Origin of the sequence: Rhodococcus cercidiphylli, assembly GCF_033042225.1 — a bacterium.
Lineage (GTDB): Bacteria > Actinomycetota > Actinomycetes > Mycobacteriales > Mycobacteriaceae > Rhodococcoides.
Genome location: NZ_JAWLKE010000011.1, coordinates 1 through 26,473, shown reverse-complemented (window position 1 = coordinate 26,473; position 26,473 = coordinate 1). Strand labels below are relative to the sequence as shown.

The 26,473-nt window shown below is 60.9% G+C and carries 20 protein-coding genes and 1 pseudogene; 13 read left to right on the top strand and 8 right to left on the bottom strand.

The annotated features are described in order from the left end of the window. Window positions 1–156: 156 nt before the first annotated feature. On the top strand, window positions 157–1,983 hold the full coding sequence (locus tag R3P95_RS23215) for a hypothetical protein (protein ID WP_317549647.1): 1,827 nt from the start codon (window positions 157–159) through the stop codon (window positions 1,981–1,983). A gap of 203 nt (window positions 1,984–2,186) precedes the next feature. Here R3P95_RS23215 and R3P95_RS23210 read toward each other — a convergent pair whose 3' ends face one another. Both R3P95_RS23210 and R3P95_RS23205 read right to left on the bottom strand, forming a co-directional pair. Then, on the bottom strand, window positions 2,187–3,359 hold the full coding sequence (locus tag R3P95_RS23210; protein WP_317549646.1) for an ATP-binding protein: 1,173 nt from the start codon (window positions 3,357–3,359) through the stop codon (window positions 2,187–2,189). 377 nt (window positions 3,360–3,736) lie between these two features. Next, window positions 3,737–4,735: a hypothetical protein gene (locus R3P95_RS23205; RefSeq protein ID WP_317549645.1), complete on the bottom strand. Its 999-nt coding sequence runs from the start codon at window positions 4,733–4,735 to the stop codon at window positions 3,737–3,739. A gap of 495 nt (window positions 4,736–5,230) precedes the next feature. On the opposite strand from R3P95_RS23205, the gene R3P95_RS23200 reads away from it, so the two are divergent. The 4 genes from R3P95_RS23200 (at window position 5,231) to R3P95_RS23185 (ending at window position 9,085) form a co-directional block, all read left to right on the top strand. Continuing rightward, entirely contained in the window at window positions 5,231–6,211 is a 981-nt protein-coding gene (locus R3P95_RS23200; RefSeq protein WP_317549644.1) for a trypsin-like serine peptidase, read from the top strand. 40 nt (window positions 6,212–6,251) lie between these two features. After that, entirely contained in the window at window positions 6,252–7,268 is a 1,017-nt protein-coding gene (locus tag R3P95_RS23195) for a hypothetical protein (protein ID WP_317549643.1), read from the top strand. Window positions 7,269–7,520: 252 nt separating this feature from the next. Next, window positions 7,521–8,114, top strand: coding sequence for a hypothetical protein (locus R3P95_RS23190; RefSeq protein ID WP_317549642.1), 594 nt, complete (start codon window positions 7,521–7,523; stop codon window positions 8,112–8,114). After that, a complete protein-coding gene (locus R3P95_RS23185) occupies window positions 8,111–9,085 on the top strand; it encodes an XRE family transcriptional regulator (RefSeq protein WP_317549641.1) in 975 nt (324 codons plus the stop codon). The genes R3P95_RS23190 and R3P95_RS23185 overlap by 4 nt, the downstream gene beginning before the upstream one ends. A 38-nt stretch (window positions 9,086–9,123) precedes the next feature. Here R3P95_RS23185 and R3P95_RS23180 read toward each other — a convergent pair whose 3' ends face one another. From R3P95_RS23180 to R3P95_RS23165, 4 genes are all read right to left on the bottom strand, one after another. Further along, window positions 9,124–10,299 (bottom strand): site-specific integrase, encoded by a 1,176-nt coding sequence (locus R3P95_RS23180; RefSeq protein ID WP_317549640.1) that lies wholly within the window; start codon window positions 10,297–10,299, stop codon window positions 9,124–9,126. A gap of 286 nt (window positions 10,300–10,585) precedes the next feature. Then, window positions 10,586–10,867, bottom strand: a complete 282-nt coding sequence (locus tag R3P95_RS23175; protein WP_068050830.1) for a transposase — start codon at window positions 10,865–10,867, stop codon at window positions 10,586–10,588. A 259-nt stretch (window positions 10,868–11,126) separates the two neighbouring features. Next, window positions 11,127–11,837, bottom strand: coding sequence for a ParB/RepB/Spo0J family partition protein (locus tag R3P95_RS23170; protein WP_232433755.1), 711 nt, complete (start codon window positions 11,835–11,837; stop codon window positions 11,127–11,129). Between the two features lie 168 nt (window positions 11,838–12,005). Further along, the gene (locus tag R3P95_RS23165; RefSeq protein ID WP_008720348.1) at window positions 12,006–12,695 is read right to left on the bottom strand and encodes a ParA family protein; all 690 of its coding nucleotides are present in this window, start codon (window positions 12,693–12,695) and stop codon (window positions 12,006–12,008) included. Window positions 12,696–14,734: 2,039 nt separating this feature from the next. Between R3P95_RS23165 and R3P95_RS23160 the strand changes: the two genes are divergently transcribed. Continuing rightward, window positions 14,735–14,941 (top strand): hypothetical protein, encoded by a 207-nt coding sequence (locus R3P95_RS23160; RefSeq protein ID WP_317549639.1) that lies wholly within the window; start codon window positions 14,735–14,737, stop codon window positions 14,939–14,941. 139 nt (window positions 14,942–15,080) lie between these two features. Here R3P95_RS23160 and R3P95_RS23155 read toward each other — a convergent pair. Both R3P95_RS23155 and R3P95_RS23150 read right to left on the bottom strand, forming a co-directional pair. Next, window positions 15,081–16,092 (bottom strand): annotated as a pseudogene (locus R3P95_RS23155) (helix-turn-helix domain-containing protein). A 198-nt stretch (window positions 16,093–16,290) separates the two neighbouring features. Beyond that, window positions 16,291–16,953 carry a TetR family transcriptional regulator gene (locus tag R3P95_RS23150; RefSeq protein WP_317549638.1) on the bottom strand — a complete coding sequence of 221 codons (663 nt, stop codon included), beginning with the start codon at window positions 16,951–16,953 and terminating at the stop codon, window positions 16,291–16,293. 1,135 nt (window positions 16,954–18,088) lie between these two features. Between R3P95_RS23150 and R3P95_RS23145 the strand changes: the two genes are divergently transcribed. The 7 genes from R3P95_RS23145 to R3P95_RS23115 all read left to right on the top strand — a co-directional run bounded on the left by R3P95_RS23145 (window position 18,089) and on the right by R3P95_RS23115 (window position 26,164). Continuing rightward, the gene (locus tag R3P95_RS23145) at window positions 18,089–19,840 is read left to right on the top strand and encodes a GMC family oxidoreductase (protein ID WP_317549637.1); all 1,752 of its coding nucleotides are present in this window, start codon (window positions 18,089–18,091) and stop codon (window positions 19,838–19,840) included. Window positions 19,841–20,065: 225 nt separating this feature from the next. Next, complete coding sequence (locus R3P95_RS23140; RefSeq protein ID WP_317549636.1) at window positions 20,066–20,386, top strand: 2Fe-2S iron-sulfur cluster-binding protein; 321 nt, start codon at window positions 20,066–20,068, stop codon at window positions 20,384–20,386. Between the two features lie 24 nt (window positions 20,387–20,410). Further along, complete coding sequence (locus R3P95_RS23135) at window positions 20,411–21,799, top strand: cytochrome P450 (RefSeq protein ID WP_317549635.1); 1,389 nt, start codon at window positions 20,411–20,413, stop codon at window positions 21,797–21,799. After that, the gene (locus R3P95_RS23130) at window positions 21,796–23,004 is read left to right on the top strand and encodes an NAD(P)/FAD-dependent oxidoreductase (protein WP_317549634.1); all 1,209 of its coding nucleotides are present in this window, start codon (window positions 21,796–21,798) and stop codon (window positions 23,002–23,004) included. The genes R3P95_RS23135 and R3P95_RS23130 overlap by 4 nt, the downstream gene beginning before the upstream one ends. Before the next feature lie 66 nt (window positions 23,005–23,070). Further along, on the top strand, window positions 23,071–23,835 hold the full coding sequence (locus R3P95_RS23125) for a transglutaminase-like domain-containing protein (RefSeq protein WP_317549686.1): 765 nt from the start codon (window positions 23,071–23,073) through the stop codon (window positions 23,833–23,835). A gap of 381 nt (window positions 23,836–24,216) precedes the next feature. Continuing rightward, entirely contained in the window at window positions 24,217–25,053 is an 837-nt protein-coding gene (locus R3P95_RS23120; RefSeq protein WP_008720362.1) for an SDR family oxidoreductase, read from the top strand. A gap of 85 nt (window positions 25,054–25,138) precedes the next feature. Beyond that, a complete protein-coding gene (locus tag R3P95_RS23115; protein WP_394855465.1) occupies window positions 25,139–26,164 on the top strand; it encodes a BtrH N-terminal domain-containing protein in 1,026 nt (341 codons plus the stop codon). Window positions 26,165–26,473: the final 309 nt, after the last annotated feature.

Genomic DNA, 26,473 nt, shown 5'->3' with positions numbered 1-26,473 from the left:
GCACAGATAACGAAAAACCCCCGGCGGGCGGGCCGAGGGTTCTCGAAATCAGAGAAGCGAGTGACTAGCTCGCGACTCGGGTGTTGCTACTCCCCGAAGGGACTTGTCTTGCGTGACATGTCTCAGGGTACATCGTGCCCTGAAGTAGGTACAAGATTGAATGCTCGTGTCGTCCATCCGGATGCGACTGCGGACCGGTTGTGGCATCGATTCGCGCCGGCCATTGCTGCGCGCCGGTCGATGAGGCTGTACGACCCGACGACGCGTAAATACGTGTCCGCGGGGCCGTTGACGGTCAAAAGACCGGCATTGCCATCGGCTGTGCCGCTGTTCTCACGCGGGCGCGCCGGCGTCGTTGCCCTGGACTTCGACACCAAACACCACGGCCACGCCTCCGTTGTCGCCGACGTGACGCGTCTGCTGGCCTGGTTGACCGAATGCGGTGGCCGCGCAGTAGTCGACGAATCGACCAGCGGCGGCAGACACGTGCTGATACCGCTGGCACCGGGAAGAACAGTTACTGCTGACGAGGTCCGGCCGTTGTTGCGCCTTCTCTCAGCGCGACTTCCCACGTTGGACATCACACCGATGACCAACGATGCCACCGGCTGCATCACCGTGCCGGGCTCGCAGTGCAAAGAAGGTGGCTACCGCACCCTCGTCGATCTCGACCCGGCGGCAGCGTCCGACATCCTGACCGTCGGGTCGGATGCCGGCACACTCCAGCGGCTCGAAGCCCTGCTCGGAGGAACGGGCGGAGCGGCCATAAGCCCGATCGCCGCCCACATTCGCGCCGAAGCGTCCGCTGAACGAGTCCTCGGCAGCAGCGATGACGCCCGGTTGCATCCGCGTTTCTGCCGCTCCACCCCTCCGCCGCGCTGCGTCCTCGACTTCGCCAGCACCGGCCGCCTCGACACCCGCCGCTGGCCGTCACGCTCGGAAGCACGCCAGTCCGTCATCACCCACGCCGTCCTCTCCGGTGCCAGCACCGCCGACATTCTCACCCGTGTCACCGAACCAGCGTGGGCGGGTGTGCGTGCCGCGTACGCCCGCTACGCCGAACCCGAACGCGCCATCCGCCGCGACACTGTGCGTGCCCTCGAATGGGCCGCCTCCACACTCCCGGAAATAGTCCGGGATACCGGGCACAAGCAAAAGCACACAGGGGGTACCTACGATCCGGTATTTCGTTTATGGCTTACCCACGCCCAAACTTGGGTCTCTACGGAGTTCTTACATCGGCGAGATCGGTGGACGACTCATGCAGTTGTTCAAGCACTGGCGTGGGCTGCTGCGGTGTCGGGACAGATAGTTGAAGGTGTTCCCACTGTCGGTGTCGGTGGGCGGTCACTGTCTATTGCCGCCGGCATGCTCCCAGAATCGACGGTGTGGTCAGTTCTGGAGCGGTTGCGGGACATGGAAGGCTCACCGCTGTTGCTGATCGAGCGTGGGGTGGGTCAGAACCCCGACCGGTACGCGCTGGTGCCCACACACGCGGGACGCGCGATGACCGACGCTTTGCCCGAGTCAGTGCAGGTGGAGTCGGTACACCCGGCATGGAGTGTCATCGGATGGCGTCACCGCATCCTCTACGACGCGGTAGTCGCCGCAGCAGAACCTCAGACCCCGGACGAATTGTTCACAGCCATCGGGGTCGGACGCACCAGCGGGTACGAGGCTCTGCTGGATCTGCGCGTCGCCGGTCTCCTCACGGTCGAGAACGCCCACATCGGCGTCGGGTCCGTCGAACTCGACGACATCGGCAATCGCCACGGCCTCACCTCGGCCGTTCGTGCCCGCATCGTGCGCCACCGCGCCGAACGCATCGTCTGGCGAGAATGGCTCGCAGCCCGCGACGAGTCACGTACCCCGAAGGAACCGGATCGGTCGTTGTTCGCGATCGCCGACGATCACCCGGCCGACCCGCCCGACCACGAGTACATCATGGCGGTGATGAACACCGGCCCACCAGATCCGTTCTGACGCACTGTGTACCGGCCATGAACCGAGAGCAGACGCGAGCGCCGGTTTTGTTCGCATTTCTCGCTCTCGCCGCGCCCACCGCGCGGCTGGACGCGGCAACGCCGGATCGAACTGGATTCTTACACCGACGTCGCTGTGTGATGCCGGTGCTGCACGATCTGTCGACGTGCTCGATTCGACTCGGTCGACGTTGGCTGTCGAGCTCAGATAATCGGTGCGTTGGGCTGGCGGCGGATGAAGTCCGCCATCCCGGGGACGGTGAAAGCAACCAGGCCGCGGGTGGGAGACCAGATCAGTCCTTTGCGTATGCAGGAGTCTCGGTGCGGTGCCATCGATTGCGGGTTCGATCCGAGGGCCTCGGCGAGGGCGGCCGTCCTCGGAGTGTCGGTTCCGCTGCGTGCGATGGCAACCAGATAGCGTTTCTCTGCCTCGGTGGCCCGTAGCCACCTTGAGCTGTAGAACCCGGAATCAAGTGAGGCGTGGCCGGTGTCGACAGCGTCCTCAGCGTCGGCCAGTGTGAAGGGGGATTGCTGGGCTGCCTGCCAGAGCTCGTGACCGAACACCTGAAGGAAGTACGGGTATCCATCGCTCGCCGCGACGATGTAGTCGGTCGCCTCGGCGTCGATGGCCTGGTTCAGCCGGGTGATGGGGGTGACGATCGCATCGCGGGCCTGATCGTCGGCGAGCGGACCGATGGTCCTGTAGTCGAACTGGCGCTCGGCGTACGATCGTGCGTCGGCCAATGCTTGCGCGAGGTTCGGCAGGCCTGCGCCACACACGAAAAATGGCCATTCACGCTGGGCTGCACGGTGCTGGGTTGCCAGGATCACTTGCAGTAGCGCCGGCTCGAGTTCTTGCATCTCGTCGATGAACAGCCCCAGCGCGGTGCCGTCCTTGCGGAGTTCCTCGGTGAGATCTTCGACGAGGTCCTCGAATTCGACCCCCAGGGTCGGCTTCTCGGTACCGGATGAGCGAGCAAGTTCGACGCCTACCCCGAACGCAGTGGCGGACACCGAGAACTCTTCGGTCAACTGCCGGATCTTGTTCGCTACCGGGCCGGCGAACTGACGACGACGTACAGCGCGAGAGATATCTTTGGCGATACGCCGTCTCAGGGCTTCGGCACCTTCCACGCTGGTCTGGGCTTCGACCTCGACCACCACCCAGTTGTGGCGGCGAGCTTGGTCCGCCATGGTCGCCAGGAGCGTGGTCTTGCCTACCCCTCGGAGTCCCTGCAGCATGAGCCCGCGGTCGTAGCGCCGCCGTTTCGTCCGCGCGATCAACAGGTCGAATCGTTCGAGTTCGGCGGTACGTCCGACGAGCTCGGGTGGTCGGGTGCCAGATCCTGGTGTGAAGGGGTTCAGTCCGTACTCCATGCACTCAGACTATCGGATCGTATGCAGATGTATTAGATTAAAACCTATATTTACGTATACAATCTGATATAGCGAACGGCTCGGCGCAAATCTAGGCGCACTACGTCGACAAGCCGCACCCGGCGCGGAAGCAAGTACTGCGACGCCTTTGCGGTGTCGCTGTCGGCGGATGGGCGGGAAGTGTCTGCCGCACCGTCAAGAAATGTTGACAGTGTGCGGGGATGCCAGAGCTGGGCCTGCAGGCCACACGTCATTCGTCGCCGTCATGAATTCAGGTGACAGCCCACGTTGCGGCAACAAAGATGGTGTCCGGCTTCTGTGCTCGATGAGGTGTACGACGGTGGGGTCTCGGTGCGCTACATCCCGAGCCCAACGTGTCAGGTGCTACCACCGCTGGCGGATGAGTCGAGGAGTTGGAGGGTGCGTTCGAGGAGTTGCTCGATGCGATCCTCGACGTCGTCGACCATGTCCGGCACATCGGCCAGTGCCGTGTGGGCGCGGCGACGTGCCTCGACACCCGAGCGGTAGTACCCGGAGTCGAGCTCCGCGGCGACCGGCTCCGAAGCGGTGATCGGCTCACCCCGATCGGCACCGCCGGACGGTCTGATGATGGGGCGACGTGGGGTGTGCAGCGGAGAAACGCCGGTGCGGTGCCTGGCGATCACCGCTCCGACCTCGGCCGCGGTCATCGCCGTGACCGGCAAGGGCAGGTGGCCCCACCGGTCGATCGGCACCGCGACCGGACCGCGGCGCTGCGGCAACCCGGACCTATCGGGAAAGGTGTTGCGCTGCAGATGTTCCGCCAGCAGTGTCGTCGATGGGTAGCGCTCGGAGAACTGCAGGACCGTGTGCCACCGGTGCCATATCGTGGCCGGCTCGAAATCAGTGGCGCAGTTGGGGACGATGCGGATTCGGTGGCGGCCCTCGATCCACACACTGTCGCCGTCGATGGTGACGTCTGTGCGGTCGAGCCCGGCAATAGCCCTGTAGGACAAGCCCGTTCCGGCGAGAACGAGAAGAACTGCGTCGCGGCGGCCGAACAGTGCAGCCGTTGATCCGAAGGTCGGCAGTCCGGCCGAGATCACCTGGTACTGCTCGGCACGACGTAGCGTTCGGTCGCTGCGGGCCGAGTCCAGTGCGATCCGAACCGAGGTGGCTCGCCCGGGAGCGGGCTGGCCAGCGTCGAGGTGAGCGCGATTGATCGCGGAAACCCGGCGCAGCTGAACCGCGTCGTCGGCGGGGTTCTCGGCGAGAAACTCCGCCAGCGTTATCGGCGACGCGGGCATCGCCTCGACGTCGGCCGCGGCGCACCAATCGGCGAACAGCGACCACTGATAGCTGTAACCGCTCACCGTGCTGCCCTGTCTCGGGGTCACAGGTGCGACGGTACTTGCTTGGGCTGACAAGTCCGGGTTGGAACCTGTAGATCCAGCGACCAAAAGGACCCAATTGCCGATCGACAACGATCGCTGTGGGACCCGTGCGGCCATGTTGCTCTTGTTGAACTTGGTAGGAACTATCCGGCGAGCTTGACGATCGACTGTGCCCAGAAGAAGCACTTGGGAAGATCGCCTGGTCCTTACCTGGCATGCGCCCGTGACGGACTCTATCTACTCGACGTCACCGGCGCATCGGCGTGATGCACCCACGGTTCATCCTCGCCGCCGAACCAATTCATCCGTTCGGATGACCATCTCCGAAACCAACCTGTACATCGCGGTGTCGGGATAATCTGTGATCGGATCACCGGACCCGCTGCGGTTTGTTCACGGAGACAGGCGTGGATGTCTGGTAAAGGCTCACGTAGGCACTCCACTGGGAAAATTCGACCCGCTTTCGAATCGATCAATATGCACCGCGAAGGAACTGCGATGCTGGATCCCAACATTCGCCCGGCCGCTTCACGGATCATTGTTAGCAACCCTGCTGAGTTCGCGAAACGCGTCTCACGCGATCGCCAGGGCAATTACCGCGGGGTCTCTCGTGAGAAAAAGCTCGAACACCTACGCGCCAAGGGGGTCATGCTTCCAGCGCGCGCGAGCAACAAAAGGATGGATCTGGCTGTAGAACGCGTCTTCGGCACCGACGATCTTCGGCCAATAGCGTGGCTGGGCAAGGCCAAGGCTGCAGCTGACGCCGTAGCCATGATTTCGCTGTCGTTGCCAGGCGAAAAAGAGTCTACTGCAACTGGTTTCATGATATCGACACAATTGATGATGACCAACTATCACGTGCTGAAGACGGCCGCGCAAGCAGCAGATAAGTCGGTGTATGTAACCTTCGGGTACGAGAAGAGTGTCGACAACAGGCCTCTGGCCGACGCTGAAATAGTGGCCCTAGATCCATCGGCTTTCTTCATTGCGAGCAAAAGGCTCGACTACGCCATCGTCGCCCTCGCGCGAACCAGCGATCGCAAACTCCCCGGCGACAGATACGGACGCCTTCCACTCGTCGCAGCTCCATCCAAGGCTTTACCCGGGAGTCCTCTCAACATCATTCAGCACCCCGGCGGCCACCATAAGCAGATCGCTTTCCGCAACAATCTCATGACCGATGCCGAAACGGAGACCCTCGCCGTTTACCTCACCGATACGAACCCTGGCTCATCGGGTTCGCCGGTGCTGGACGACGATTTCGAGTTGGTGGCTCTACATCACTCCGCACGGGAATTCCGCGACCAGGACGGCAACAAGATCGATCTGAACGGTGACCCGGTGTCGGGCAAAAACTCAGATCTACTGCGCTACTGGGTTGCCAACGAAGGTACTCGGGTCTCGGCAATCGTCGCCGACCTAGAGAAGAAGAAGATGACTGCCAAGCGGCGCAGTCTCATCTCGGCAGCAATCACATGACGATCAGATTAGAAGCCACAGGTGACCCGAGGAGCAACGCATGACTACTAAAATTTTGATGATTCACGGTCGAAATCAGGCAAGCGACGAGCAGACCGCCAGCGATCCGGACAAGCTCGCCGTGTATGTGGACAGCAAGAAGCGCCAGTTCCTGGCAGGTCTAGCCAAGGGGCTGGTGTTGGCGAATTGTCCGCCGGTATCTGCGTCGAACGTCATATTTCCGTTCTACGGCAACATCTTCAAGGACGCCATCACCAACTACGAAGACGGCGGGGGCACCCCGCCGCAACTTGAGGCTGCGACTCCCGATGCAGCCGTCGAGGCCAGTCTCGGTGGAGAACCGGAGGACATTCGAGCCTTGTCGCGCTTGCAAGCGGGATTGCTCCAGGACTTAACGTCACATCTCGGTTTCGATGTCGCGCGCGAGGCCGTTTACCAAGGTAGTGCAGCAGAAGAACTGGGACCGTCGTCTGTGCTCGGCATCCCGTTCATCACTGGGGCCCTTCAGTTTCTGAGCCGCAAGACCGGAATTCCCGGTGCCATCATCCGCAGACACCTAGCAGATGTTGCGTACTACATCGGCTTACCGGACATGCGCAACACTGTCCTGAACGTGGTGCGCAACGAGATCGAAGCGTATGCGGGGCCCGACGATGGCCTAGTCGTGGTCTCCCATAGCCTCGGCTCCATTGTCGCCTACGACCTGTTGGCAGATCCCAATAACTCACTTGGACAACGCAATGTGAAGCTACTCGTCACTGCAGGAAGCCCTCTCGGCCTCGGGCTGGTCAAAGCAAACGTCCTAGGCAAGGTTGACGGTGAGCCCGCTGCCGTGCCGTCAACGCTTCCCGACACCCGAGGTTCATGGATCAACGCTTACGACGCTCTGGACATCGTTGCCCTCGTCCATCCGCTCGCTCCTGAATTCACGGAGCACGCGGACGGCCAAATCGTTGACGAACGCACCTTCAATCCGTCGAATCCGCATGCGATCATCGACTACCTTGCAGACCCTGACATCGCAGCACCGATAAGTAGGAAGCTGACAGCCGGCTGATCGGGGATGCGATGTCACGTTCACGCCCACCGTCGTGGCGTCGGGCATCATCTGGAGATCACGCGAGATTCGACAAATCAAAGTTACCGCACCGTCAAGGGATGTTGACGCTGTAGCGGTTCAGCACTCCACACCTTCGCTGGCTCTTGATCGCTCTGCGCGAAGTGCATGCGGCCTCGGAGTTGGTGGGGTTACCAAAATGCTCTTGCTACATATTGCGTAGAAATTCTACTAGTGATGTATCATTTACGTGTGGCGGCAGACAGAGACGATATCGATCCCTTCGCACGGATGATGCTTTCGGCATACGTGGACACAGCGGCCGATGCCCGGTTGTTCGCCGCTGAGCACGGGTTCCCGACTACTACCCTCGATAAAGCGCATCGATTCCGTTCGACCGTTCAAGCAGCGGTCCACAGGTCCGACCGGTACTCGCTCAACCCCGAATACGTGGAATCTGGCCGTGTCCAAGTTACCGACGACAACAGTCATTGGTCCTGTTTAATCCGCAGCAAATCGGCCATGACCATCGACGCAGCAGTGTCACCGGCAATGCAACTTGAGCTGTTCCGTGTGTCAGCCGGTGATGCCGTGTCATTGCCCAGCCTACTTTCGTACAAATTCATACCCACCGGGATGAGCTTGTGGGTATGTGAGACGAAGACAGTTTTTGGCCGTAAACGGTTGGCACCTTCCGGGGACCTTGAGTATCTCGGATTCTGGGCGTTCGACGAGGCCACTCCGCCCGATGGTGAAGACGGCGCGAGCACAAGGTTCGACCAAGGCACGGACGATCCGTTTGAAGATCTTGGTAACCCCGATCTTGGCGAGACCGGTCAGTTGTGAATCGGCTCCGATCTTTTAGAGATATCGAAGGTCTGAATCAAAGCGATCTCGCTGAGATGCTCGGGATCTCAGTACCCATGGTGTCGGCCATCGAAAGTGGTCGACGAAGCTTCAATGGGGATCTGGCGGTCCTCGGGTACAGCGACGACCGACTGTTGCTACCGGACATGTCCGAACCCATTCACCGCGCACGTGCTTCGACAGCGGTGGCGGCAAAGAAAAGGGCGAAAGAGCTACTTCGTCTCGCTGGTGAGGTGTTCCGAGAGCTTCTGAATGTGACCGACAAAGCGCCCGCAGTTCTGTTGCACCGCCACACCATGGCGGCTGGTGACGATGAGCTGGAAGACCTGGCTCAAGAACTTCGTGGGATACTGGGACAGGAGGAATCCGGGCCCATTCGCAACCTGACCGCATTGGTTGAGCGGGCGGGTATATGCCTTGTTCCGATCTCCGGCCTGACGGGTCTCGATGGCATCTCAGCGTGGGTGGACGGTGTTCCGGTCATCGGCTTAAATCCAATGGTCCCAGGCGATCGTTTTCGCTTCAGTCTGGCCCATGAATGTGCACACCTGATGGTTCATGACCGAAGGCATGATGCGGTCGAGAATGAGGCCAACCAGTTCGCTGGAGCACTGCTGTTTCCGCGGGACGACTTCGACGCTGCCATGACCGACCGGCCCAAACTGTCGGACTTCGTTCATCTGAAAGGTAATTGGGGTATGTCCGCGGCTGCGATCATCTACCGGGCACACGAGCTGGATTACGTAGATGATGCACGCTTTCGTGCGCTACAGATTCAGATGTCGAAGTGGCGCAGGAACGAACCGGGACGATTCGAGCCGGTGGTGGGCGCGCTCCTGCCCCGTCTGATCGAAGTGAACGGCGGAAGCAGCAACGTCGCCAGTCGGCTCGGAGTGAATCCCAAACACCTACAGCAGCTGACGAATTGGAGTCACTTGCGCGCTGTGTGAAGCGGAGCAAACGATACAGACGCAACTCCGGAATCGAGCTAAAGCCCGATGTCCGTGACAGCGTTTCCAACGAGTGGTGCGTGTTCGCGTCGGTACACCTCGACGGAGTCAAGGCTGGCGTGGCCGGTCTGACGTGCGATGGCGGAGCCGTCGGCACCGTTGCGGGTGCCTTGGGTGACGAACCCGGCGCGCAGTGAGTGCCCGCCGAGCTTGGCGAGCGAGGCGGGGTCGAATCCGGCATGTTCGGCGCGGCGGCGGATGGCCTGGTGGATCGCAGCTCCGGACAGTGCGGTGCTGCCCAGGTTCCCATTCTTGGCAATCGCGCGAAGTAGCGGTGCGCGGGCGGCTGTGCGGGGTACTCCCCCACGGCACACGTGCCCATCGAACGGTTCCCGCTTCCGGAGCAGTCGGATCACGGACGGGCGGCCACCATTGTCGAACGCGGCCACGACCTGGATCCATCGGACGTACGCGCACGGCGGACAGGTCTCGTGAGACTCGGTGTACGGCAAAGCCTTCATCGCTCCCCTGCCCTCTTGGTCTGTTTTCGACTTCCGTAGCCGAATGTGAAGGCCGTCGTGCCGGTGTACGGTGACGTCCCCACATACCATCTCGGACAACTCGCTGCGGCGGTAAGCGCCGGCGAACCCGAGGAGCAGGATCGCGGAATCGCGGCGTTCAAGGACATCGCAGGCCCAGCCTCTGCACCGTTCTCGGGCGGTCGATACGAGCAACCTGATGTCGTCGACCAGCAACGGATCTCGTGGCGTGCGGGGGCGGTCCCCTGCCGCGGCGTACTCCCGCCGGATCCCCGACAGGGTTGCGGTGACGAGTTCGTGGGCGGACGGGGACAGGTGTCCGGTGGTGCGGTGCTGATGGTTGATCGCCGCAATCCAAGTGCCGAAAGTGGCGACGGCGTAGGCCCGCTCTCCTGTTTCGGTTCGGGTGTCTGCGGCGTCGACGAGGTAGGCGGCGACGGTGATCGGGTGCGCCGGTAGCGTCACGTGATCATTCGTCTCGCACCAGTTGGTGAAGCGTCTCCACGCCGCGCCGTAGGTCTTGCGCGTTCCCTCGGAGCGGGAGGACTGGACGGCGGCCGCGATCCGTTTTGCGACGGCGGGTGGGATTTCCGGCTCCACCGCGACCGACCTGCCAGCGTCGGCAGTGCCCGCAACGGCGGTCACTGCCGGTGTTCGGTTTGGTCGGAAGTCCATATCTGAAGCCTAGCGCAGGTCACCGACAAGCCTTCAGCGCAAAACTATGCTGAGCTGGCGTTTCACCGTAGACGGTGCGGAAAATGCAATTTACATTGCTTTAATCCTAGAAACTAAGGGTGACTAGTAATAACCATTGATCAGAGTGGCAGGTCCCCGATACACGGTGGCCCGAATATCGGGGACCTGCCAGAGCGGGCAAGCCCAACAGCTTTGCACGCCAGACGTTTCGACAGACTCATGGTGTTCACGAGCATGTCGACGGCGCGGCGCTTTGCAGCTGGGCTCAGAATTTTCCCTTCGCTACCTCCCGCAGTGCGTCCTTCTCCAGCTCGGCCTCGGCGAGCAGGCGTTTGAGCTTGCCGTTCTGCTCGCGAAGCTCCTTGAGTTCCTTCGCGGCATCGGTGTCCATCCCGCCGTACTGACGCCGCCAGTTGTACAACGTCGCCGCCGACACCTCGAGCTCCGCCGCGATCTCCTCTTGCGTCTTGCCTGCAGCGGTCAGCTCATCGGCACGGCGCAGTTTGCGCACGATGTCCTCGGCAGAGTTCCGTTTCCGTCCAGCCATGATCTCCATCGTCCTATCCGCCCAGCTCATGGGCAACAAGACTCTAAAACAAGATGGCACCGTTTACCGGGGACACGCCAAGAGCGCCTTTATCAGCCCCGCCGGGGCGCGAGCTGACGTACTGCGCATCTGGCACACACCGGCGTAGCTGGGCGGAAGTGGCCGCTCCACTCCCCCATCGTCCGAATCGGATGATTAGCAACAGGGCCTCGGCGGAAGAACTTCTTCCGCCGAGGCCCTGTCGATTTGAAAAAGTGCGTCAGATGTCCTGAAGCGTATTCACGAGCTCGCGTATGTCTTCCTCGCTGAGCGCTTCTCTGATCACTTCTGCCACTGACTGGGGATCGCTTTTCAGTTTCGTCAGTGCCCGGACGGCGGCGCTGCGGGATGCTATCTGCTTGTCAGCATCGGAGGGGCGGCGTGGCTTCTTGTCGTCTGCTTTCGGCGATGGCGGGTCCTGCTGGCGCGAGGCCCACTTAGCAACCTGCTCCGCAGACGGAATCTGCGCCAGCGCTCGAGCGTCTCGAATCGCGAGATCGCCCGAACGCAGTTTTTCCCGCAACTCAGGCTCTAGTTTGAGCAAGGCGCGCCGCTGCGAGATCCAGCCTTCTGAGCGTCCCAACTTTTGAGCGGCCTTGGTGGCGCTTCCGAGTTCAGTAACAAGGAGGTTGACAGCTTCTGCCTCTTCGATGACGTCAAAGTCTTGCCTGTCCAGGTTTTCAACTATTGATGCCCACAGGATGGCCTCTTTGGATGATGCGAGGCTGTCCTGAACGACTACATCCATTCCCTTGCGGCCATACTTCTCGCTCGCAGCAAGCCGGCGGCAGCCGTTGACCACAACCCAACGTGCAGAACCGATGATGGCGACATCCTCTGGCCAAAGATCGAGCCATCGTGCGCTCGTAACAACCGTCCCAGGTTGAAGCTGCCGCTCTGCGATCGTGGCCAGATCGGCGAGGTCCCCCACCGCTGATCGTGGATTCCGAGGGTTGGCTACTAGTTCGGACAAAGGCACGTCTGGTCTAAATTGGCCATCCACAGGGATGGTTGCATCCACAGGCGACCTATCCCCTACCGAACCAACAAGACTAGAAAAATCGACTCGGCCGCCTCGGGACTTCTGTGAAGTAGCCACTTACTTACCCACTTCCAGCTCGAGGCATAGGCGTTGGAAGTCCTCGCGTGCCTGCAGCGATGCCCGATTCGGCGGGTACTCGGTAACCACTTGACCTTGAGCTGCGGCTCGACTGTGCACTTTATAGTGCCGAACAACTGTGTTGGCGAGTGGCCAACCTTGCGCTTGGACGAAAGCTTCGGTCTGCTCGAGATCAACTCGGCCGTCTCTTGGATCCCAGTTGTTGATGACGACAATGAACGGGATTCCCTTTGGCTCAAGCACTTTGGAGATCGTGCGGGCTGTCGGGTCGAAGCTGAGTGGCTCCGGGACGATCGGGACAATCGCGAGATCGGTTACTGAAAGTACAGTGTCGAGCGCTTGCCCTGAAGTGCCGTTATCTACCGCCCCGGGGCGATCGCCAATCCAGCCCGGAGTGTCAACGTAAACGTGCTTGATTCCATCCAAGTTCGGTAGATGCCGGAGCATCTCGGGGTCGTCGATCTGAGTGACCCGAAATGGAAGGTCCTGCACTCGTTCGGCCCACCACACTGCTGAGCCCTGAGGGTCTATGGATGCTGCCAAAACTGGCGATTCGCTTTGCTTGGATCCGGATCGAGTCAGAACGTCATTTTTGACTGCCGCCAGGTTCATTGTGAGGGTACTCTTCCCCACTCCGCCCTTCTGGCTAATTATTACGTGTACGGGCATTGAGCCCACCTTCCGTTTGCTTCACCGCGTCGCGGCTACTTCGGTGTGGTGTTCTTGCGATGATCTTTACCGCGGTAAAGATCCGCGAGAACGCGTAGCACTTGGAGTTGCTTGCGCCCTCAAAATGTACATCACGAGGCGCGCTGAGTCCTCGGTTAGAGCTTCGACTCGCCGGAGCATGTATGTGATCCGGTGGATAGCCCTCCCGCCGGGCTTCGGTGCTCACCGGCTCGTGACCGCTGCAGCATTTCTTACCGTCGAGCCTTTACCGCGGTGAACGTCGAAATCGCAGAGAAGGCGGTGCCCTGCCTGTCTGATTCACCATCTAGGTACGGGCAAGCCAGATTGCCGCGTCTGAGCGGATACACCTACACGCCGTTGCATAGTCGTGCGATGGTTCTGCCATAGGTGCAGCGGCCTGAGTGCTGCGGCTGGTGGCCGTCTCCCAACATAGGCTGGGTCGCTGGTCGGTTGAGCAGTTGTCAGGAAGGTTCGGTGCGGCCAGGTTCTGTCCGAAGTTGCGATCTTTACCGCGGTAAAGATCGGATACTTTGACCTAGCTGCAGTGCTGGGCAAGAGCTATTGCAGTTCGTGTAGGTGTGGTTGCATGTTGTTGCAGTGCTTTGCGATCTTTCGCGACCAGGAATTCTGATGCAGTTGCTGACAAAGTCGGAGTTAGTGTGCAATCGTTGTCGGGCGGGTTTCGGACAGTGCCAAGTTGGTTAACACGCCCATTCACGATGGGCGGGTCGTTACGCTATGTTTCCGAGCGGCCGCTGAATCCATGTCTTTACCGCGGTAAAGGGCGGCCTCGCACCGCCGGATGTTAATTGCTGTTCATGCGGGTGAGCCGTGGAAGGGGGAGGTCTAGTGAGTTCGCGTTCCACTATTTGCCATCCCGGCAATTTCAGCTATCCCGTTGCATGCTGGTTTGGCCTGAATTTGTACGGTGCACTTTTGTAAGTGCAATCGCGGTTGGTGCGCTCATTCGTGACCCAGTATCGAGGATATCGGAACCCTACTGTCTTTTGTCACTGTGACGAAAGGACTCGAGTTCAATTCGGGATTTACTGTTTCCGGGGCGATGTCCTGAAAACTCACAGTGCCTCTCCAGGGGCCAGTTGGAGGGCGCAGTCCTTCGAGTGGCGCTATTCGATGGGATCCGCTCTGACGGGCTTGGCCCGCGCTGGGGGAGTGGCATCGTCTATTGGCCCCGTGGTTGAGCAAGATCTATGTGATTGCCGGCTGCCGGGCCCCGCATGACGAAGAGGCTGGGCAACCCGATCCGCTTCCTTGTGATCTTTACCGCGGTAAAGGCCGGTCGATAGGGGGCTTGTGCATGTGGAGCTGCACGCTAGCCGTCGAGGTCCCTTTATGGCTACTCGGGCGTGCCTCCGAGGAGGGCCTCAGCGCCATGTTTCGTTGAGGCCGAGTGAGATGTTTGGAAGGCTGCATCATGATGTTGATGGAGCGATATAGCTGCGCACCAATGGGATTGCGGAAATATGGGAGTCGACTTGTGAGGTGGGGGCACGAAAGGTCTTAGCCTGGCTCCTTTGGATCGAATGCTTCATAATTGGAGGAGTGGGACGGAAGTAGCTCAGGTATTGCATGACCGACGTGGCGGTTGCGTAATACATAGTGGGATACAGGTTTCGATTGTATCGCGGTGCGTTCGATGCGATACTGTTGGGGCACTGTTGGGGCACTGTTGGGGCAGTGGGCGAATTGAGATCTTCACTTGTGCGATTCCATGAGTCGCCAATCCTGTTTGACGTTTGTCATCCGGGCGTATCCGAGCACCCGAATGCTCGCCGACGCTCTCGATGCCGTGGACGGCACCGGGCTCGGCGGATACGACCGGTATTTCGACCCGGCCGGTCAACAGCCGCTGTCGACTGCGATCGACCGGTGGGGCCACACCCCGTTGGCTGCGACTGCACTCACTTCGCGTGCGGTAGCGGGCATCGTGCGAATGCATTTGACGGACGGGCACCCACCTGCAGCCCACTGCGCGGTCACAACAGCCGGAGCGGATCGTGGCATCGGATCCAGTACCGCGGGTCGTGCTCGACCCCGACTACTACGAACATGGAACGCTTGCGCGTAGACACGCCCACGGTCTTCTCGATGACGTGGACTCTGTCCTCGCCGATGTCGAAACCCGCGCGGACAGCCTGTTGGAAGCACTCGTCGACTTTCTCGAATCGGAGACCACACGCGTGCCGGCCGATACCGTCGAGTGACAAGTGGTTCGTACTCGGGTTTGCAAAAAACTTGTCTTTCTCACGGCAGGGAGGCGGCGACGTCTCCGAAATCTCCGCGATGAAGATCGACCAGGCCGCGGACGAACGAGGCATCGATCTCGACCCCGTTCTGTGGGGTCTACGTCGAATCCGGGTCGTCCGAGAGTCGTGGGTTTCGGAAATCTTTCGGAGAGCGTCCGGTCCAGCGTTTGAAGGCGTGAGAGAAGTTGGCGAGGTCGCTGTATCCGAGTTCAGTAGCGATCTCGCTGACCGAAACCGAGCGGTCGAGGAGCCGTAGCATCGCGCGCTCGTACAGCAGCGATTGGCGCACCTTGCTGTAGGTGGTTCCTTCTTCGGCAAGCCGCCGTTTCAACGTGCTGCTGGACATTGCAATGCTTGTGCAACATCATGGTTGGTCCGCTGTCCGAGGTCCTTTTCCAACAGTTGCCTCACCTTCTCGGCGGATGTCATGGACCCACTCCGATGGGCGAGCGTTCGCTGCAGATCAGCGATAGCGAGTCGATATGCGAGAGGGTCCGAGAACCGACAAGCCTTGTTGAGGGTGTCCTCGGGTACGTGGACGAAGGAAATCGGAGCGTCGAAGAAACGGCGATTCGACCCCGGACCTTTGTCGTGGCTCGCCTCGGTCGGCTCCGGCCAGCTCAGATGGAGTGCCACCGGCGAGCATGACCAGCAGTCGTAATAACGCCGCCCACCGTAGGTGATGACCAAGCAGTCCAGTGCCGAATCCCCTGTATGCGCAGTGAGCCCGACGATCAGACCGTAGTCGCCAGCGTGGAACTGCGACTTCAACGCCGTGGAGATCAATGGCAGGTATGTCAGGAGATCGACGATCTCGGCGACCGAACCAGCGCTGATCAAAGGTGAACTCAGGGGCCCGAACGATGTCAACTGGGCCTGCTCGGCAAACGCAAATCCGAGTCGAGTGGCTTGGGCGATATCGAGTCGGGGTAGACCTCCCGAAACCACCGTATCGGTGCCTGCACGTCATGCTGAATGAGCGTCGCTTCACTGGTTCCTCCGCGGTGCATGATCGCACGAAGACGCGCGGCGGCGTCAGGGTCGAGTGCGCGGCGTTCGAGCAACTGAACGAACGCAAGCGGTGGCACACCCTCGTCGCTCAGCTTCACGATGATCCCTTTGACCCGAATTCACAAGTTTATGACTCCACCGAACATAGCCGTCGCTGGCGTTTGCGACGACGCTTTTGTCGATCACGCCAGGAACTGAGGTGGTGGCACGCCGGACGGATTCTTGTCCGGAAGGGCGCTATGAGTCTCTCGGGAATGGGGTATTGCGTGACACAGACCGGCGGTACACCGCTGTCGCTACTGTCGACCGAAACGGGTCGTCTTGCTCAACTCTGGATGGGCTTGTGAATCTTGGAACCCCTCGATGTACGGAGCGAGTAGGTCTGCGATATCGGTGGCGGTCTGGGCTCCGTCAGTCGGGGGCCGTGAGACATACGCCAAGGCCATCTGAACGATGGACGTGCTCAGGATATCGGCTTGGCGCTTCGGGGCTTGCACCCAGCATCGCTGAAATGTGGCAGAGAGGTGATCTGCGGCTCGCTCGACAAGCTGGGTGCTGTCAACAGTAATGAGCCGCAGGAGGTCTGCGGACGCGTCTTCTTCTCTTAGCGATCTGACCAATGGGTCACGTTCGGAGACGGCGAAAAACGCAACCAAACCTCGGGCGAGCGCCGACCTGATATCGCCAACACAAGTGTAGAGGCCATCGTCCACCACACTGACCAGCCGATCGGTCAATCGTATCGCGTAGCTCTCCGCCACACCGCGCCGGGACCCGAACTCGTTATAGATGGTCTGTCGAGACAAACCGGCTTCCTTCGCGACCTCGGACATGGTCACCGACTTCCAACTTTGCCGCAGCAGGAGAGCGCTCAATGCGTCTAACGCGGTCGCACGAAGCAGAGTGGTTGCCGCTGTCCGGTAGCTACCATCAGGGCGCGCAGTGTGGACGGAACTCATGAATAGAAGTCTAGGCACGTTCGGACATTGGTGGTGGGGGATGATGTTGCTGTCGCCAGCGCGTCGATGCCGCCAGTGATGCGACGAGTGGCGTTACTGGCGGGCGAACGAATCAGGCGCAGCGTTGAGCCGAACACCTACGAAGCACTCACCTGTTCTTTCGGTAGGTTTCCCGATCGACATGCAGCGAACACAGAGTGTGGCAAACCGGCACAACTACCGGCCTGTGGCGTCAGAAAGCGCTCTCTATTGCAAAGGTCGAGCTACGCACACCCCTCGTCTGCGTAGCTCGACCTACATCTGGCTGGTATTCGCGTCGTGAAATTTCGGCGTTCGATCAGACTCGCGCACCCATGATAAGTCAACGGAATCCACGCGGGTGCCAACATGAACAGTAGGAGCGGTGTCAATGTGAAAAATGCAAAATTTAACACAATATCTCGATTTCCACTGCATTCATGGAGGGCTGTAAAAGCCATCGTCGTGGTGTCGATCGTACTGGATCGGCACTGTTCTGCGATATGTCCAAGTTGGCCAAGTCGCAAGGAGTCCTTGTGCTTTATGCACAACTCAACCTTTCTTCTTGGTGTGTAGAAGACCGGTTATGTCTGCGTGGCCGTTCATTTCATGGATTGATGCACTTATGAATGAAGAGATATTCTCGGCCAACTCTACTTTTCTATTTTCTATCTCGTCCACAAGTGTTTCTATCAAATGAGTCTCTAGCGTTTAGTGTCATACTTCCCTGGTAGTTCAATTCTGGAGCGGCGCGCCATTTCGGTGACGATCGCTGAGGATCTAGCTTGTCGATGTCGGGGCTTGCTCCGCCGCCTGTGCACCTCGGCTTCTCGTGAGAGCTCATTGCTGGCTTCTGACGCACCGCCTCCTTTCGGTTCGGCTTGTCGGTGACGGAAGCGTCAACGGCTGGTGGTTGATGAGCTGCATCACTAATATCTGTACATATAGCGTGCATCTGTCCATTAATTGGACAAAAAGTCACCGTATGTATAGTACTGTGGGCAGGTAGGCAGGCCGTCGGCTTTGGTCAAACCCTCGAGGGTGCACTCTCGCGCTGGGGTCCAGGCCCCCGGGTCGAGGAGCAGTTATCCGGTTTGAAGAACCAGAAGGAGACGCCATGGCAACGCCACCGAGCAGTTCAATCGATTACGACGTCTTGATCGTCGGTTCGGGCTTCGGCGGGAGCGTGACCGCGCTTCGGTTGGTGGAGAAGGGGTACCGAGTCGGGATCCTGGAAGCCGGCCAACGCTTCGAGGACAAGGACTTCGCGAAGAACAGCTGGGATATCAAGCGTTTTCTGTGGGCACCGAAGCTTGGCCTGTACGGAATCCAGCGCGTGCACCTGTTGCGCGATTGCCTCATCCTCGCCGGTGCCGGAGTGGGCGGTGGATCGCTGAACTACGCGAACACGCTGTACAAGCCGCAGGCACCGTTCTTCGAGGACAAGCAGTGGGCGCACATCACCGACTGGAGCAGTGAGCTTTCTCCGTTCTACGACCAGGCCACCCGCATGCTGGGCGTGGTGCGCAATCCGCACATGACCCCCGCCGACGAGGTGATGAAGTCGGTCGCCGAGGACATGGGCGTCGCCGATACTTTCATTCAGACACCGGTGGGCGTGTTCTTCGGTGACGAGCCGGGAAGGACAGTCTTGGACCCGTACTTCGGTGGTGCAGGCCCCGAGCGCACGGGATGCATCGAATGTGGTGAGTGCATGACGGGGTGTCGTCACGGCGCCAAGAACACCCTGCTGAAGAACTACCTCGGCTTGGCCGAGCGCGCGGGAGCCGAGATCGTGCCGATGACGACGGTGTCCGGCCTTCGCCCCCAATCCGACGGCACCTGGGACGTCGACACCGAGCGCACCGGTGCTCGGCTCCGCAAGGGCAAGAAGACGTACAGCGCTGCCAATGTCGTGTTGGCGGCGGGCACGTGGGGCACCCAGAATCTGCTGCACAAGATGAAGGACACGGGCGCGCTGCCCGAATTGTCGGACACGCTCGGGGAACTGACACGTACCAACTCCGAGTCGATCGTCGGAGCGGCCAAATACGTGGTGGACCCGTCGATGGATCTCACGCGCGGCGTCGCCATCACGTCCTCGTTCCATCCCAGTCCGAACACGCACATCGAGCCGTGCCGCTACGGCAAGGGTTCCAACGCGATGGGCATGCTGCAGACCCTGATGACCGACGGCGGCGGGAAGATTCCGCGGTGGCTCAAGTTCGTGTTCGCGTTGATCGCACACCCGGTTCAGTTCGTCCGTGTGGTCAACGTCCGGCGCTGGAGCGAGCGCACGATCATTGCGCTGGTGATGCAGAATTTGGACAACTCGATCACCACGTTTACCAAGCGTGGGCCGTTCGGCCGCAAGATCTCGAGCCGGCAGGGGCACGGTGAGCCGAATCCGACGTGGATCCCCGAGGGCAATGACGCCACCCGGCGCATTGCGAAGAAGATCGGCGGCGTCGCAGGTGGCACCTGGGGAGAGCTGTTCAACATTCCGCTCACGGCCCATTTCCTCGGTGGCTGCGCGATCGCCTCGGATTCGGCGCACGGCGTCATCGATCCGTACCACCGCGTCCACGGATACCCGACGCTGAGCGTGGTCGACGGGGCGGCCGTGTCGGCCAACCTCGGTGTGAACCCGTCGCTGACCATCAGCGCGCAGGCCGAGCGGTCCGCCGCGCTGTGGCCCAACAAGGGTGAGCTGGATCTTCGCCCGGCACAGGGGCTTCCGTATCAGCGGCTCGATCCCATCGCCCCCAACTCGCCGGTCGTCCCGGTGGACGCTCCGGGTGGTCTGCGACTGCCGATCGTCGAGATCCGAAATGGCCATCTAGTCGCTGGTGAGACGGCTCCGCGGTGAAAGAAGTACTTGGTGAGCGCGCATTTCGAAACGGGAACTCAGCCGCTCGATGCCTTCATGTAGAGCGCAGAGCTGTCGCACTTCATATCTGGAGTGGACTCAGGTCGGATCTCTGAGGGCGAACCGTCTGACCCGAGTTCACAAGTTTTTGTCTACGGAACATGGCCGCCATTCACGTTTGCGGCGACACTGTTATCAATCGCGGAAGAAAATTGAGGAGTTGACATGGCAGCTGTAACTTTCGTCGCCCACGATGGTCAGAAGCACGAGGCGGCTCTGGTCGAAGGTCGATCGCTGATGCAGATTGCAACCGACAATGCTGTGCCGGGGATCGATGGGGACTGTGGGGGCGAAACGGCCTGTGGCACCTGCCATGTGATCGTCGACCCGCAGTGGTCAGGAGAGGTGGGTCTGTCCGGCGCCGACGAGGAAGAGATGCTGGCGATGAACCCCGAGCGTGAACCCACTTCTCGGTTGTCGTGCCAGATGGTGGCCTCGGAAGCGTGGGATGGCCTGATCGTTCGAACACCTGAATTCCAACTGTGATATGCGAAAGGCAGGCACGACAGCATGAAAGTTTCTGAGTCGATCACCGACAAGGTCCAGTCGACCATCCCGATAGGCCTGCAGATCCAGGGCGCTCATCTGTACGACAAGACCCGACGGTGGGTGACTGGAACGAATGGCAAGAAGATCTTCGTCGAAAGTCCCATCCCACCGGTCGAGGATGTCGAGCTCGCCGACATCGACCTCAGTAACCCCTTCCTTTACAGACAAGGGCGGTGGCAGTCGTACTTCGAACGGGTGCGCAACGAGGCACCGGTTCACTACCAACCCAACAGTCCGTTCGGCCCGTTCTGGTCGGTCACGCGCCATGCCGATATCGTGGCCGTCGACAAAAATCATGCGCTGTTTTCCGCCGAGCCGTTCATCGTCATCGGCGTCCCGCCCCGGTTTCTCGATATCGAGATGTTCATCGCGATGGACCCACCACGCCACGACAGACAGAGGGCTGCCGTCCAAGGCGTGGTCGCACCGAAGAACCTCCGGGAGATGGAGGGACTCATCCGATCACGCGTGCAGGAGGTGCTGGACGACCTCCCCTTGAACGAGCCGTTCGACTGGGTCCAGAATGTCTCGATCGAGTTGACAGCTCGGATGCTCGCAACTCTTCTGGATTTCCCCTACGAACAACGCCGCAAACTCGTCTACTGGTCTGATCTGGCAACCTCGATGGAGCAAGCCAACGGTGGGCCCTCGGACAACGACGAGGTGTTTGAAGGCATGCGTGACATGGCCCGTGGCCTCAGCGCTCTCTGGCATGACAAAGCAGCCAGGAGGTCTGTAGGGGAAGAGTCCGGTTTCGATCTGATCACCATGTTGCAGAGCAACGAGGACACCAAGGATCTGATCGATCGTCCGATGGAATTTCTGGGCAACCTCGTACTGCTGATCGTCGGTGGCAACGACACGACGCGAAACTCGATGAGCGGTGGCGTTCTTGCGTTGAACCAATTCCCCGACCAGTTCGAGAAACTGAAGGCCAATCCCGATTTGATCCCCAACATGAACTCGGAAATCATCCGATGGCAAACACCATTGGCGTACATGCGCCGAATCGCCAAAGCCGACACCGTTCTGAACGGACAATTCATCCGCAAGGGCGACAAACTGGTGATGTGGTACGCCTCGGGTAACCGCGACGAACGCGTTTTCGAGAATCCTGATGATTTCATCATCGATCGCGCCAATGCGCGCAATCACATCGCGTTCGGATTCGGTGTACACCGGTGTATGGGCAATCGACTGGCCGAAATGCAGCTGCGGATTCTGTGGGAGGAGTTGCTTCCCCGCTTCGAGAACATCGAGGTCGTCGGCGACCCCGAGTACGTTCAGTCGAATTTCGTGCGGGGCATCAGCAAGATGATGGTGCGCCTGACGCCTACTTCCAGCGCATGACATCGCAACGGGCGATCATCGTCGGCGCAAGCCATGCTGGGGCACAACTGGCAGCAAGTTTGCGCCAAGAGGGTTGGACAGGCGACATCGTCCTCATCGGTAACGAGTCTGCCACTCCCTATCAACGCCCCCCGCTGTCGAAGGCATACCTGGCGGGCAAATGCGTACTCGACGACATCGCCATTCGCAGCACGGACTTCTACTCCAAGCAAGGTATTCAGCTTCTGAACGCGCAGGTGGAGGCCATCGCTCGGTCGGAAGGCAACGTCGTTCTCGACACCGGCGAGAAGCTGGCCTACGACAAGCTCGCGCTGTGCACGGGAGCCCGTCCTCGTCGGCTCACCGTTCCCGGGGCCGATCTCCACGGGGTGTACTACCTGCGCACCGCAGCGGACGTCGAGAGGATCCGTATGGCCACCAGCCCTGGTCGGCGGGTGGTGATCGTCGGAGGCGGCTACATCGGACTCGAGACAGCGGCATCGCTGCGCGTACTGGGCGTACAGGTCACAGTCCTCGAGGCAGCTGGGCGTGTGCTCGAGCGGGTCACTGCCCCCGACGTATCGACGTTCTTCGAGCGGATACATCGCGAGCAGGGAGTCGACATCAGAACGAACGCGATGGTCGAGGGCCTGTCCGGTGACCGTGAGGTTCGTGAAGTCACCTTGGCCAGCGGGGAATCGATCCCCGCAGATCTGGTCATCGTCGGTGTCGGCGTCGAGCCGAACACCGACCTCGCCGCCGATGCGGGTCTTGTCATCGACAACGGCATCGTGATCGACGATCACACTCGGACCAACGACCCCGACATCATGGCGGCGGGGGACTGCGCGAGCCACGACATGGCCCGTTACGGCCGTCGACTACGGTTGGAGTCCGTCTCGAGCGCAGGAGAGCAGGCCAAAGTCGCTGCCTCGACCGCCTGCGGGAAGTCCAGAAAAATCGAAGCGTTGCCGTGGTTCTGGTCAGATCAGTATCACTTCAAGCTGCAGATCGCCGGCCTCAACACCGGATACGACGAAGTGGTTCTCAGCGGTGACCCCACCCGCGACAGTGATTTCAGTTGCTTCTATCTCCAGGCCGGTGAGCTCATTGCCGCCGACTGCATAGGTCGCCCGCGCGAGTTCATGTACAGCAAACGGGTGATCGCCCAGCGACTCCCCGTCCAACGCGAAGACCTGATGCTCGGCGGACTCGCGCGCAACTGACCGATCCTTTGGTCGTTGTGCACACAGCAACCGGCTTGCTCAGAAAAGGGAACATCAGCGATGACCATGACAGACCGCCCGCCCGGGGCACATACGAAGCAGCCACCACACGCGTACCTGGGAGCAACTGACTTCCTCGACATCGAGCACGAATCCGTGCGGGCGTTCACCGCCGCGGCAATCGGGGATGCGAGCAGCGACCGTGACAAGGCCAGACGCCTCTTCGCCGCCGTCCGCGACCAGATCTGGTACGACCCGTACACCGTGTCGGACGATCCGGCCCACTATCGAGCGAGCTTCGTCCTCGAGACCGGGCGCGCTTATTGCGTCCCGAAGGCGGTGCTCTTGACCGCAGTGTGCCGGGCGGCGGGTATTCCGGCACTGCTCGGCTTCGCCGACGTCCGAAATCACCTGCAGACCGAGGCGTTGCGCGCGCTGATGGGCGGCACCGACCTGTTCGTCTATCACGGCTACAGTCGTCTCTACATCGAGGGCCGGTGGTTGAAGGCCACGCCGGCTTTCAATGTCGAGTTGTGCGCTCGTTTCGGCGTGCCACCAGTGGAATTCGACGGCGATCGCGATGCTCTCATGCATGCCTTCACCGCAGACGGAGCCCAGCACATGGAGTATGTCCGCGAGCGAGGAGTCTTCGACGACCTACCCTTGGACGCGATCTTGACGGTGCTTCGGCACGCCTACGGACCGAAGATCTTCACGGGCGCTCACCCACTCGACGAGGCTTTCACCGGCACACCCGATCGCCGCACCCGGCCGTACGAAAATCCGGGGATCGAAACCCGCCGCGGGGGTCTCGATGAACACAAGCGGTGAGAACATACGCCCTGAACCCCGTATCGCGGCCGACTGCCGATCGGTCGGAGTTCTCTCCGCGAACAATCGCGGTCGTGAACACTCGGACTGCCTCGGACACCTTCGAATCGGGTGAGCCGATACCTGCTGGCAGAGCTGTGCCGCACGACTGTCTCGTCGGCGTGGCCGTGTTCTGGCCGACACCGGAAGTTGCACCGAACAGACGAGACCCGTTCTGCCGCCGGGGTTGCGGCTGCGCGCGATGAACGACCGATCCGAACGCCTCCCCGGGCACGAGACGCCGCGCGATACCCATATCCCTCTTCCGTGTGCGCAGCCGCTACCGCGAGAGCGGGTCGAACGGCGTGTCCCGATGTCGCATATCTATGCAAGGAGCGCAGCATGATGAACAACGCACCTCACACCCCCGCCAGGACCGTGGCGATCACAGGTGGAGCTCGCGGCATCGGCTATCAGACAGCGAAGGAGTTGATTCGACGAGGCCACCGGGTCGCCATCGGAGACATCGACGAGGCACGTGCGAAGGAGGCCGCCGCCGAACTCGGGGTGAAGGTCGTCACCCGACTCGACGTCACCGAACCTGACTCGTTCACAACGTTTCTGGACCTGGTCGAACGTGAACTCGGACCCCTCGACATCCTGATCAACAACGCGGGCATCATGCCTACCGGCCACGCCCACGAAGAGGACGATGCAGTAACCCGGCGGCAAGTCGAGATCAACGTCCTGGGGGTCATCTTCGGGACCAAACTGGCTCTTCAGCGAATGCTGCCGCGCCGCACCGGACACATCATCAACACTGCGTCATTGGCCGGCGAGCTCGCGGTACCTGGTTTGGCGACCTACTGCGCTACCAAGTTCGCAGTCATCGGATTCACAGAGGCCGCACGACTGGAGTACCGCAAGTCAGGGGTTCGACTGTCCACAGTCCGCCCGACGTTCACCAACACCGAACTCGTCGCCGGAACCGCCGGCGCAAAGGGATTACGCAACGCCGAGCCGGAGGAGATCGCCCGCGCGACAGCAGATCTGATCGAGTATCCACGCCCCTTCGTCCGCGTCACCCGTCTCGCAGGCGCAATGGTCGCGGCGGTGAAATTCGTCCCCCGGCGGTTGGCGACCGGACTGGGTGCGGCCCTGAACACAGATTCGGTGTTCCTCGCGGACGTGGACATGGCTGCTCGCCGAACGTATCTCGACAGAATCCAGAACAGCTGAGCGTGCCGACACGCGCGCTCGACCAGCCACCCGAAAGGCAGCCACAGTGACCCACACGACTCTGATCGAGAACTATCCCCACCGGATGGGAGGGCACTGCGGGTCAGGTGCAATGCGAGACCTTCTCCATTGGCACGGTCTGGGATGGGACGGACCACCCGACGAGGGGTTGGTGTTCGCACTGGGTGGTGATCTCGGTTTGTCCTACCTGCGATCGGCCGACCTGGTCCCACCGATATACCTGGTCGGCCGCGGTGCCGACTTCGAGATCGACTTGCCGCGCAGGCTCGGCGGACAAGTCGAGGTTCTCACGACCGACGATCCCGCTGAGGGATGGTCATGGGTTCGCGACGACATCGATGCGGGACGACCCAGCCTGGTCTGGGCCGATATCGCTGAACTGCCCTACCTACGGGTGAAACTGCAGATGAGTCGCCACGACATCGTGGTGATCGGCTACGACGAGATCGGGGGGACTGCCTCGGTCGTCGACAACGATCGGGCCGACGTGCAGGAGATCCCGCTCGACGCGCTGGCTCGGGCGCGATCCTCCACCTCGTTCCCACAACCGACACGTCACTGCACGTACCGAATCACATGGCCACAGACACTGCCGCCCGTGTCGACTGCCGCGGCCGCGGCCTTTGCCCGATCCGCCGCCAGCATGCGCGTCCCATCGACACCGGGAATAGCCGACCACGTACCAGCGGCCGGTGCCGAAGGATTGGCCGCGGTCGACCAGCTGGCAACCGACGTCAAGAGCTGGGTCGACCTTCCGCCCAATGACCTCGAGACGCTGCTGTTCAGTCTCGGTATCTTCATCGAAAAGGCCGGAACCGGAGGCGGGCTCTTTCGTCGGCTTCTCGCCGACGGCTGTACCGAGATTGCACGTCTGACCGGTGATCCCGCTACCGCAGACCTCGCGGTGGCCGCCGATCACTGCGCCCAGGCCTGGACCGAAACTGCCCGCGCCGGAATGGAACGCGGTCTCGGTGTGCGAACACGCGCAGCTGCGGTGGCCGTGTCGGCTGCCAAACTGCCTGCACTCGAGCTGATCCTGGTGGAGTCCCTGGAGTCTGCTTCACGCTCGCTGTCCGCCATCACGGGATGAGGCGCACCGTCGTTCGATGGCGCGCGGTAAACGGCGCATCGCACTGTGCTGCAGCCGCTGGTGTTGGATCGCCGCAGGCGTGCGGAGGCACCGAACGACCGAAGTTGCCGTACGGAACAGTCGAACGCCTCTCGGTGGACGCTGCATCGATGCCGTGTCGTTGCTCGGCAACAGACCCTGATCCCTGCCCCACGCCGACAACAATTCAGCCGCCGACGGAAGCCCTCGATGTAGCTCGGACCCGGAGAATGCCGTAGACACCGGCGGATCGGTGATAGATCTCAGCGATCGTGTCCCCGACGACCAGCC